Origin of the sequence: Shewanella sp. SG41-4 (assembly GCF_014164505.1) — a bacterium.
Lineage (GTDB): Bacteria > Pseudomonadota > Gammaproteobacteria > Enterobacterales > Shewanellaceae > Shewanella.
The window spans coordinates 1-10,713 of sequence record NZ_JACJFI010000140.1 but is presented as its reverse complement, the minus strand read 5'-3'; the positions used below and the strand labels follow the sequence as shown (position 1 = coordinate 10,713).

The 10,713-nt window shown below is 40.1% G+C and carries 9 protein-coding genes and 1 pseudogene; 5 read left to right on the top strand and 5 right to left on the bottom strand.

The window, feature by feature from the left end:
- Positions 1-323: 323 nt before the first annotated feature.
- Both H5202_RS13285 and cutA read right to left on the bottom strand, forming a co-directional pair.
- Positions 324-2,186 carry a protein-disulfide reductase DsbD gene (locus H5202_RS13285; RefSeq protein ID WP_182772486.1) on the bottom strand — a complete coding sequence of 621 codons (1,863 nt, stop codon included), beginning with the start codon at positions 2,184-2,186 and terminating at the stop codon, positions 324-326.
- A complete protein-coding gene (gene cutA / locus H5202_RS13280) occupies positions 2,183-2,509 on the bottom strand; it encodes a divalent-cation tolerance protein CutA (protein ID WP_182772485.1) in 327 nt (108 codons plus the stop codon). The genes H5202_RS13285 and cutA overlap by 4 nt, the downstream gene beginning before the upstream one ends.
- A 228-nt stretch (positions 2,510-2,737) precedes the next feature.
- Here cutA and H5202_RS13275 point away from each other — a divergent pair, with 228 nt between their 5' ends.
- Entirely contained in the window at positions 2,738-3,388 is a 651-nt protein-coding gene (locus H5202_RS13275) for an FxsA family protein (protein WP_182772484.1), read from the top strand.
- Positions 3,389-3,547: 159 nt separating this feature from the next.
- Here H5202_RS13275 and H5202_RS13270 read toward each other — a convergent pair whose 3' ends face one another.
- Both H5202_RS13270 and H5202_RS13265 read right to left on the bottom strand, forming a co-directional pair.
- Positions 3,548-3,919: a hypothetical protein gene (locus H5202_RS13270; protein ID WP_182772483.1), complete on the bottom strand. Its 372-nt coding sequence runs from the start codon at positions 3,917-3,919 to the stop codon at positions 3,548-3,550.
- A 90-nt stretch (positions 3,920-4,009) separates the two neighbouring features.
- Positions 4,010-5,449 (bottom strand): MATE family efflux transporter, encoded by a 1,440-nt coding sequence (locus tag H5202_RS13265; RefSeq protein WP_182772482.1) that lies wholly within the window; start codon positions 5,447-5,449, stop codon positions 4,010-4,012.
- Between the two features lie 214 nt (positions 5,450-5,663).
- On the opposite strand from H5202_RS13265, the gene H5202_RS13260 reads away from it, so the two are divergent.
- The 4 genes from H5202_RS13260 (at position 5,664) to H5202_RS13245 (ending at position 10,092) form a co-directional block, all read left to right on the top strand.
- Positions 5,664-5,954 carry a co-chaperone GroES gene (locus H5202_RS13260; RefSeq protein ID WP_011639076.1) on the top strand — a complete coding sequence of 97 codons (291 nt, stop codon included), beginning with the start codon at positions 5,664-5,666 and terminating at the stop codon, positions 5,952-5,954.
- 57 nt (positions 5,955-6,011) lie between these two features.
- Positions 6,012-7,649 (top strand): chaperonin GroEL, encoded by a 1,638-nt coding sequence (gene groL, locus H5202_RS13255; RefSeq protein ID WP_101085014.1) that lies wholly within the window; start codon positions 6,012-6,014, stop codon positions 7,647-7,649.
- 272 nt (positions 7,650-7,921) lie between these two features.
- Entirely contained in the window at positions 7,922-9,364 is a 1,443-nt protein-coding gene (locus H5202_RS13250) for a hypothetical protein (protein WP_182772481.1), read from the top strand.
- A 2-nt stretch (positions 9,365-9,366) separates the two neighbouring features.
- Positions 9,367-10,092, top strand: coding sequence for a class I SAM-dependent methyltransferase (locus H5202_RS13245; RefSeq protein WP_182772480.1), 726 nt, complete (start codon positions 9,367-9,369; stop codon positions 10,090-10,092).
- A 397-nt stretch (positions 10,093-10,489) separates the two neighbouring features.
- On the opposite strand, the pseudogene H5202_RS13240 reads toward H5202_RS13245, so the two are convergent.
- Positions 10,490-10,588: pseudogene (locus H5202_RS13240) on the bottom strand (OST-HTH/LOTUS domain-containing protein); the annotation flags it as partial.
- Positions 10,589-10,713 lie beyond the last annotated feature (125 nt).

The following is a 10,713-nucleotide window of genomic DNA, read 5'->3' as shown; positions in this document are numbered from 1 at the left end:
ATCAGAATAGCGGGTTCCATAAAACTCCTTAGATGAAGAATATAAAACCATATTGTATAAGAAAAAAGTTAACTTTCGATGACTTTAATACCCTAAAAGCAAAAAACAGCATCTTTAGTGGCTAAAGATACTGTTTTATATAGTGTATTACCGAATGGTTTTCTCAACTAGTTTTACGATTTACAGCACAACATGAGATTATTAATGAGGAAAATTAGATCCACCCTCTCACTTTGTGCATTAACGTAATGTGCTCACTCAGTACACTACATTATCGGACTAGATCTGCGCGTTAACTCAATGCGCAATATTCGTTTACTCGCTTATTTTGTTAGCAGTATATCTAAGTGGGCCGCAAAGTCTTTTGGTCCCATAAAGCCGGTAACACGTAAGTCTTCACGCTGCTCACCGTCGCTATTAAACATTAACAAGGTCGGTAAACCTAACACACCATAATGTTCTAAAAGGGTGATATCAATGTCATCGCTGGCCGTTACGTCAGCTTGCAATAACACCATTTGGCTCATGCGCATGGCGACATCTTTATTTTTAAAGGTAATGGCTTCAAATTCTTTACAGGCCACACACCAGTCGGCGTATAAATCTAACATTACCGTTTTACCGCTAATGCTGGCTTTATCCAATTCAACTTCTAAGTCTTCAAGTGACTTAATGCGGATAAAATGATTCTCTTGATTTTGGGTTTTGCCTTCAACACCCGCTTGAGTAATATCTGGGGTTTTATGACCAAAACCTGTCATGATTGCTTGGAAGCCATACGAAAAGCTTGCCAGTAAAGCCAGTAATAAAAATACTCCACGAGCACTTTGCTTCCAGTTAAATTCTGACAACTTGTTTTGATGCATTAAGTAGCCGACTAAGCATATTGCCCATAATGACCACAGTAAATCTGACACTAAACCTGGCCAAATACGACCAATCATCACAATAGAGACTGAAATCAGCAAGAAGCCAAAGATGGTTTTAATAATGTCCATCCACGCTCCTGCACGCGGTAAGATTTTACCACCAGAAGTACCAATCACTAATAACGGTAAACCCATGCCCATGCTAAGTACATACAGTGCTAAAAAGCCTTGCAGTAAGTCGCCAGACTGCGCCACGTAAATCAGCACGCCAGATAATGGCGCCGTGGTACAAGGCGAAGCGACTAAACCTGAAATCACCCCCATCATAAACACACCAATAAGGTTGCCACCTTTTTGGTTGTTAGACATCGAGTTCATTTTTTCTTGCCACTTCGATGGCAGTTTTAAATCGTACATGCCAAACATCGATAAACTCAGCAGGACAAACATCACCGCCAAGAAAATCAAAATAGCTGGGTGTTGTAAGGCCGCTTGAAACTTAAGCCCGGCAGAGGCAACCACTAATCCTAATAAGGAATAGGTAATCGCCATGCCTTGCACGTAGGCCATTGATAGGGTGAAGGCTTTGCCGGTAGACAACTTCTTACCTTGGCCAACAATAATGCCCGACAAAATTGGGTACATCGGAAACACACACGGCGTTAATGCTAAGCCAATACCTAAACCAAAGAAAATCACTAAGGTCCATAATAGGCTATCGTTTTGCAGCATTTGGTTTAAGGTATCTTGCTGGGTAATCGGAGCGGCAGGCGCATCAGTTGCCGTTGTTGACGCTTGCGCTTCATCAGGTGCACCAATCACTTTTTTACTGCTTAAGGTGCCGTCATTCGCTTCAATCGCTGTCAACGTTACATCGTGCTTGGTGGGTGGGTAACACAAGGTGCCTTCAGCACAACCCATAAAGGTGACATGAAATACCGCATCAGCTTGGGCTTCTTTAAATGCTATTGGGATTTCTACAAACGAGTAAAACACCTCTTGGTCGCCAAAGTATTCGTCATGATGGTTTTTACCATGAGGTAATTCAATATCACCAATCACCGCACCGTCGACAGAAAACTGCAGCTTGTCGCGATATAAATAATAGCCCTCAGCAATGACAAAATTGATTTTGAGCTGATTACCTTGTTGTTGGTAATCAAACACAAAAGCATCGTTAACCTTCATTAGCTCAGGTTCGCTGCTTAAAAAGCTGAATTTATTGCTCAACACGTTAGCACTGTGTGCTGCTGGTGCGAGTATCATTGATGACATCATTAACAATGATGTCAGGCATATGGCGACGAGTTTTTTCATGATGGTGAGTTGTCTTTTATCCATTGTAAATAAGGGCCAAAACCACCGATAATCGGAGTGGCAATGAATTCTGGTACGTCATAAGGATGCATTGTGATCACGAGTTGTTCAATTGCATGGTACTCAGTTGCCATGCATTTTATCTGCATCGGCACTTCGCTTGACTGACAAATATTATTGTCCCAATGATAAACTGACTCAACGGCTTGGCCTATTTGTACACAGGCCGCCAACTTAGCCTCTACTAATGCCGTCGCAATACGTGAAGCAATATCAGCATCAGGGCAAGTGGTTAAAATAAGTAGCTGTTCCGGTTTATACATAAGTTGTCTTAAAGTTTACTTAAGTTAATGCTGTTATCATGCGCAAAGTCATCACAGTACGCTTTTTTAAACGCATTTTCATTAAACTGAGGTGATATTCGTGACGCGTCTTGAAAAGAGACCCGTTCACCCCCATTTAAGTTTCATCGGCAACAGTTATTTTACAGGTCGCCACTCTGTTATCTTATAAGTCGTCACTCTATCAAAAAGCGATCCTTAGAGGCCAATATGTTTTTTATTTTATTGTTAATATTTGTTTTAATACCGGTTATTGAACTCAATGTACTCATTGAAGTTGCCAGCTCAATTGGTTCATGGACCACTGTCGCGCTAGTGTTATTTACCGCGGTTGTTGGAGTGTCATTGGTGCGTAGCCAAGGCCTTAGTACCTTAATGAGCGTGCAGCAAAAATTAGCCCGAGGTGAAGCACCAGGTCAAGAAATTGTTGAAGGTATGATGTTGGCTGCCGCTGGGGTGTTATTGCTTATTCCTGGTTTTGTTACCGACTTTATTGGCTTAATTTTATTAACCCCATTTACCCGTGCTCCTATCGCGGCGTTTTTATATAAACGCATGCAACTTCGTGTAGTTGCTAATGGTGGTATTCCCCCTGGTTTTGGCGGCGGACAAAGTCCTTTTGGTCAATCAGGCCCATTTGCAGGGCAAAAGCCATTTGATCAACAGGGCAACACTTTCGACGGTGATTTTGAACATAAAAATGATCACCCACGTAGTCATCAAATTGAGGTTGTTGATCTTGATGAAGACATTAACAATGACCGTGATGATGACATTAAAGATAAGCGCCATGACGACAATCGTGACGATATTATAGATGTCGAGCCCATTAAGCCTAAAGATGACAACAAACCATCTTAATACGCACAATGTTAATACAATCCATCTTAAATAATACCAAGTTTGATTTGGCGTGACGTGTAGAGCAGGTATTTTTAAGTTGCGCGTTTAGCGCTTGAAAAAAGACAACATAAACAGTCGACTGATGCAGATGCATTGCTCGGCTGTTTTTGTTTATGTCTATGTCTTGGAATCGGCTTGCAGCTGGAGTTGCTTATCTTGCTGAGCACCAAACCAAAATGCACTGGCGACACTTAATCCCCAGTTGACTATAAATATCCAAGTGAGTGCTGGCATGGTTGAGTTACTGGCGTCGAGGGCTACGTTGGATACCGCAGCATAAATGGAAGTTAAATCGTTGCCGATATCGCCCGCTAAAATCTGCTCAGCAATCACTTGTGCGCGGCTAATAATTTGATCCATTATCACCAAAATACACACCACACTGACACTGATAAATCCCCAGCCGAGTAGCTTTTTACCCAGCCAAATCTGGCCACTGCCAGGGCAAACAATGCCAGAAAGCATGGCGGCGTAAATGGATTTTTTCATGTTAGACCAAGATTTTTTACCAGTAATATAGTGTTATTAATCCACCGACACAGATTAAATAGCAAGTGTGGCAGCCATTATTAACACAGTTTAATATTCACCAAGGCGAGAGGTTGGTTTATTTTTGTCGGCTGGTTCATCTTGGTTGGCGTCAGTGGCTATTGAGTTATCTGAACAAGGCACAGTATGCTTGATCTCTTTTGGTTCGCTAATTTGCGTCGCAAGGTAATAGCAAGCTATCCCCATCAATGTATTCGCAATGGGTAACGCCAATAAAATCCCTTTCACTCCGCCAACATACGAGCCTAGGGCCGCTAGCGGTAGCATTAATAACATTAAGCGGCACAAGTTAATCACCAGTGAACTCAACGGCCTATGGTAAGCGTTTAAGCTAGTGGCAACCATAATAACAATGGCAAGTGGCCCATAAGAGGCAGGCAATACCATAATATAAAAACTCAGCCACTCTATAACCAGTGGGTCGTGAGTAAACAATCTTGCGATAGGTTCCGCATAAAAATACAGCGGAATAAACAAGATTGTTTGAAATACGAAAGCAAATCGCAACGACATTAATAAGGCATTTTTGGCGCGATCAGGTTGGCCAGCACCCAAATTTTGGGCAATAAACGGCATTAAACTCGACGACAGCGCCATCACCACAATCAACAACACCGACTCAAGCCTAATACCGGCACCAAAGGCCGCCACACCAGCATGATCAATCCGTGCCAACATCGCCATTATAATGCCGTTGGCAATAGGGTTAATCACATTCATTAACGCGGCTGGGCGAGCGATATGGGATAACACTTTCCAATGTAAAATTAACCGACCCACATCAAACTCAGCAAACTGAACCAGTTTACGTTTCACAATTATCAAGTGGCCCGCTAATGACATTGCGACCACCCAAGAGAGTGTGGTCGCAATAGCCGCGCCTTGAATTTCTAAACGGGGAAAAGGGCCAATGCCGAAGATAAGTAACGGGTCGAGGATCAAGTTTACAATCGCGGCTAACATCATAATTTTAGCCGGTGAGTGGGTGTCACCCGTGGCGCGTAATGCTTGATTACCCACCATTAATACCACCAAGGCCGGAGCGCCTAAATACCAGTACCACATGTAATCATTAATTAATGGCAAACTGGCACTATTAGCACCCAGCAAGCTAAAAATAGGATCAATAAACACACAGCCGAGTATCGACAAGCCCCAAATAATAACCAAAGTCATGCACAAGGCATCAAATAAAAACACTCTTGATTCGGGCGCATGGCCAGATCCAATCAAACGCCCAAGATTGGTTGACACTCCCGCACCAATACCAATGCCGATGCTTGAAATAACCAAGGTAACAGGGAAGGTAAAGCTCACCGCAGCTAAGGCTTCAGTCCCCAACTGACTGATAAAAAAGATGTCTACCAGACTGCCACCCAGAATGGTCATAATCCCAATCAGGTTAGGTAAGGTCATATTAAATAATACACGACCAATAGGTGCACTGAGCAACCCGTGTCTGTCTTTCATCTATTCTCAAACGTTTGGTGTTTCTAAGGAGCCGAATTCTAACAGGATTAGGATTGCTTTAATAAATCAGACTTAAAAAAAGTGTAATATTTTTTAAAATTCCCCTTGGATCTGTGACCAGTCACCCCCATATCACATGCATTAAGGGGGAAACCCTTATTTGTTAGTCAATAGCCTCGCTTTTTGGGCATCAAATCATTAGGAGAGTTCATAGATGAATATTCGTCCATTACATGACCGCGTTATCGTTAAACGTTTAGAAGTTGAATCAAAATCTGCAGGCGGTATCGTGCTTACAGGCAGCGCAGCAGAGAAATCAACTCGCGGTAAAATCCTTGCAGTAGGCAACGGTCGTATCTCAGAAAATGGCACAGTTACACCACTTGACGTTAAAGTGGGCGACGTAGTGATCTTCAATGAAGGTTATGGCGTGAAGAAAGAAAAAATTGACGGTGAAGAAGTGTTAATCCTGTCAGAAGCTGACCTGATGGCAGTAGTAGGCTAAGCCTCTCGCATCAATCGACTTTCCAATTAATCATTAAATTTAAAGGAACATCAAAAAATGGCAGCAAAAGAAGTCTTATTTGGTAACGACGCACGCGTAAAAATGCTTGCAGGCGTTAACATCCTAGCCAACGCAGTTAAAGTAACCTTAGGCCCTAAAGGTCGTAACGTTGTTTTAGATAAAAGCTTTGGTTCGCCAATGATCACCAAAGATGGTGTGTCAGTTGCCAAAGAAATCGAACTAACAGACAAGTTCGAAAACATGGGCGCACAAATGGTTAAAGAAGTTGCTTCTAAAGCCAATGATGCAGCCGGTGACGGTACCACTACTGCAACAGTATTAGCACAAGCTATTGTTGTTGAAGGCCTAAAAGCAGTTGCAGCGGGTATGAACCCAATGGACCTTAAGCGCGGTATCGACAAAGCGGTTATTGCAGCCGTTGCTGAACTTAAACTACTTTCTCAAGAATGTTCAGACACTAAAGCGATTGCTCAAGTGGGTACAATCTCTGCTAACTCTGACGAGTCAATCGGCGACATCATTGCTACAGCAATGGAAAAAGTCGGTAAAGAAGGCGTTATCACCGTTGAAGAAGGCCAAGCGCTTGAAAACGAATTAGACGTTGTTGAAGGTATGCAGTTTGACCGTGGTTACTTATCACCATACTTCATCAATAAGCCAGAAACTGGCAGCATTGAATTAGACAGTCCATTCATTTTATTAGTAGACAAAAAAGTCTCTAATATCCGTGAATTGTTGCCAATCCTTGAAGGTCTAGCTAAAACAGGTAAGCCATTGCTTATCGTTGCAGAAGACGTTGAAGGCGAAGCATTAGCAACGCTAGTGGTAAACAACATGCGTGGCATCGTTAAAGTTGCTGCTGTTAAAGCACCTGGTTTTGGCGACCGTCGTAAAGCAATGCTTCAAGACGTTGCAATCCTAACTGGCGGTACTGTTATCGCTGAAGAAATCGGTCTAGAACTTGAAAAAGCCACTCTAGAAGATTTAGGTACAGCTAAGCGCGTAATCATCACTAAAGACAACACTACAATCATCGATGGTAGTGGCGACCAAGTGCAAATTTCTGCACGTGTTTCGCAAATCAAACAACAAGTTGAAGACTCAACTTCAGACTACGACAAAGAAAAGCTACAAGAGCGTATGGCTAAGTTAGCTGGCGGTGTTGCAGTCATCAAAGTTGGCGCAGCAACAGAAGTTGAAATGAAAGAGAAAAAAGCGCGCGTAGAAGATGCATTGCATGCAACTCGCGCAGCGGTTGAAGAAGGTGTGGTCGCCGGTGGTGGTGTTGCCCTTGTTCGCGTAGCAAGCATGATCAAAGACATTGACGTGTTAAACGAAGACCAAAAGCACGGTGTGGTTATTGCCCTACGCGCTATGGAAGCGCCACTTCGTCAAATCGCCACTAACGCAGGTCAAGAAGCCTCAGTTGTCGCTAACACTGTTAAAAACGGCACCGGTAACTTCGGTTACAACGCCGGTAACGACACTTACGGTGACATGTTAGAGATGGGTATCCTAGACCCAACTAAAGTGACTCGTAGTGCGCTACAGTTCGCCGCATCTATTGCTGGTCTTATGATCACAACAGAAGCGATGATTGCTGATGTACCACAAGATTCTGCACCAGATATGGGCGGAATGGGTGGTATGGGCGGAATGGGCGGCATGATGTAATTTTTTCTGGTCTAAAACGTTGATTACGGCGTTGCTGCTCGCTCACATACAAACAACGTATGCTACGCTCACAGCGCCTTGTACTAAACGTTTTATCCTGCGGAAAAATGTCAGACCCATAGGCCATGCGCTTAGTTAACTAAGAGCTATACCTAAAAAAGAAAGCCCCGATACTTAACAGTATTGGGGCTTTTGTATTAAGCACTGCTTTTTTTACATTTATATATGAATATGCAATAATCAGATTATATAAAATATACATAATAAAAATCATGAAGTTGAATATAAGCAAGGATGCACCCAATAGTGGTGAAATTACTTTAGAAAAATTTTTTCAATTCAATATTATTGGGAATAAAAAATCAGATAACAGGCATCAAATTGACACATTTAATGCAATTTGTTTCAAAACTGAGATTGACACATTCAATGCTAAAATTGATTGTGAGGTGATATTTACTGATTTTGGTGATGCAAAAGGAAAAGATAAAGCAAAGATATCATTTTCTGATAGAGTTCGTTATTTTGATGAAATCAGCATACTGCAACAATTTTGGGGGGAAGAGTCTTATCGCAATGACAATCGCGAGGATTTTATAAAGCAATGTTTGATTGTTTTTGAAATTGAGCCAACTGAAAAAGATGCTTTAATCAAAGATGTCGAATTAATATATGAAACATTAGATAAAAATTCGACGTTACCATTGATAATAAATGAAGATAAAGATGGGGTGACGCCATTTATACTTTTACCATTTTCAGCTAAAGCTCATGGAGGGAACAAGGTCAGGCTTGAAGGTGACCGTTCATTGAAATCTCTTACAATCTTGAGAGATAAAATTGCTTTAGGTTTTTGGTTTCAAAAAACATCTAATGTTGTAATAAAAAATCAACTTAATAGTGATGTCATAAATAGTGAAATAATTTTTAATAGTAAATTTAAATCACCAGATTTTAAAATTTATTATCAAATTGGTAATAAAGTGGATGTTAAAAAAAATCTGGTCTCTATTAAGGGGGGTGAGGATTCAAGTCTGGATGCGGAGATAGTTAGAGTTTATTCTCAGTCTGAAATAACTTATTTTCATGATTGGGCTGAATTAGGTATTTACAATTCAGCATTGCTCAGGTTGCAAAATAGCACTAAAGTAAATAAGCAAATATCTATTGAGGTAAAAAGTGTATCATCTGAGCTTTTATTGGAAGATGTAGAGGCAACTCAAAGCAAAGAGGTTCATGTCTTTATTCTCAGTATCTTCATTTCGGTGCTAATTTCTATGGGGCTTGATGCAACAAGACTAGCTAGTTGTGATTTTACTTTTTTCTTTCCTGATATACCTATAATTACGGAATCTCTAATTTGGCTTTTTGTCTGCGGAGGCTTCATATTAAAGCACCTAATCTATAGTAAAGTGTATCTTATTAAAGAAAATTGTAAGCGAGTAATCAAGTCTTTAGCTGTCTTTGTTTGTTTTTGGGTTTTTTGTTGCTTTTTTATTGAAAAAAAAATGTTTACAGAGTGGGAGGATGCAGATATTTTGGTCTTGCTAGGTATGAAATTCTCGCATTGGATACAGTTTTTTCCGCTCATTGATATTGTACTAAGTTTATACTTGTTTTTCTCGTTGATTTTTTATAGGTATTATGAGAAAAATAATAGAAACAAAGAACATTGGTTTACCAAAATTTTAAAAAATTTTTTCGGAGTAAGATGATTATGGATATCTTTAACGAACTCCTGTATAGCGCTCAAGGCGGTTCAGAGCAGATACTTTATGATGGAAAAGTTTTTTATCGATACATGGATAAGCTCTACATTCCTAGTCCACCAGCTCTATTAAGCCAAAGTAATGTCGTAGCCTTATCTGAAATGAGATTAAGGTTTGGTCATGAGGTTATTGATTTTAATTATTCACTAGATGTTGTCGGAACATTACTGGAAAGACTCTCACCTTTGAAAGATGCTAAGCTTATTGATTTTGGATGTGGAGGGGGGATGATTTGTAGTTATTTAAAAAAGTTTAGTTCTGCTTATTCAATCAGTGAAATTGTAGGTTTAGATCTTTCTTCTTTTGCTGTTATTGAATTTATGAGAAATCATCATGATTTAGACATAAACCGGTTAAATGCACATTTGTTTGACAATGATATCAAGCTAAATTATCCAGACAACTATTTTGATGGTGCCATTTCTAGTTTTGTTATGCATTTTAATATATATAAGAATCAAATGTCAGAATTATACAGAGTATTGAAACCAGGAGCTTGCTTTGTGTATAATGATTATATTTATAACAAGTATAAAGGGCATACAAAAAAAGTCATTTCATTATTAATTCAGGTTGGTTTTATCATAGAAGAAGATAACTCGATTTCCTTTAAACATCCTGAAACAAATGACATAAAAAATCATCGAATAATTAAGGTGTCAAAACCAATTTGATCTTACAAAAAATAGAATTTTATTAGTGGAATTAGATCAAACGTCTTACCTCACTATTTATAGCATCTGGGCGATTAATATCTTCTATTGCTTAAAAGAATTTAACGGTGCCAGCCATTCTTAAATCTTGGGCGTAAGCGTTAAAGCCAGTAGGTTAGGCTGATGCTGAAAAGGTGAACCATGATATTTGCGAGACGACCGTCCATCCCATGGACGGGATGTTCGAGCCCTCATGGATGAGTTTACGGCGTGTCGGTGAGAGAATGTAATGGTGAGCCTGTCATAGTAGTCAATTCGTTACGAAATTATCGTTGTAAACTATTACTAAATTATCTCGAGATAATAATAGTTATTTCCCCTTACCGTTTGCCGTTTTATGCCTTTTTTTGTCTTTTACCTAAATGACTGAGCCGTTGGTTTTTTTCATATCAAAAAGATCTATAGATGCGAATAAATCACTCAGCTTCTTGAAGCCATAATTACGTTGATCAAACGAGCAGGGCAACCGCATGAGTGTTCATTAATTAGCCATATCACTGAATCCAGCATTTAATACTGCTTCTAAGTATGCTGTTTTCATCCAGGCTCGTTTTTGTTTAGCTGGTATGCTTCCTTTTGAAG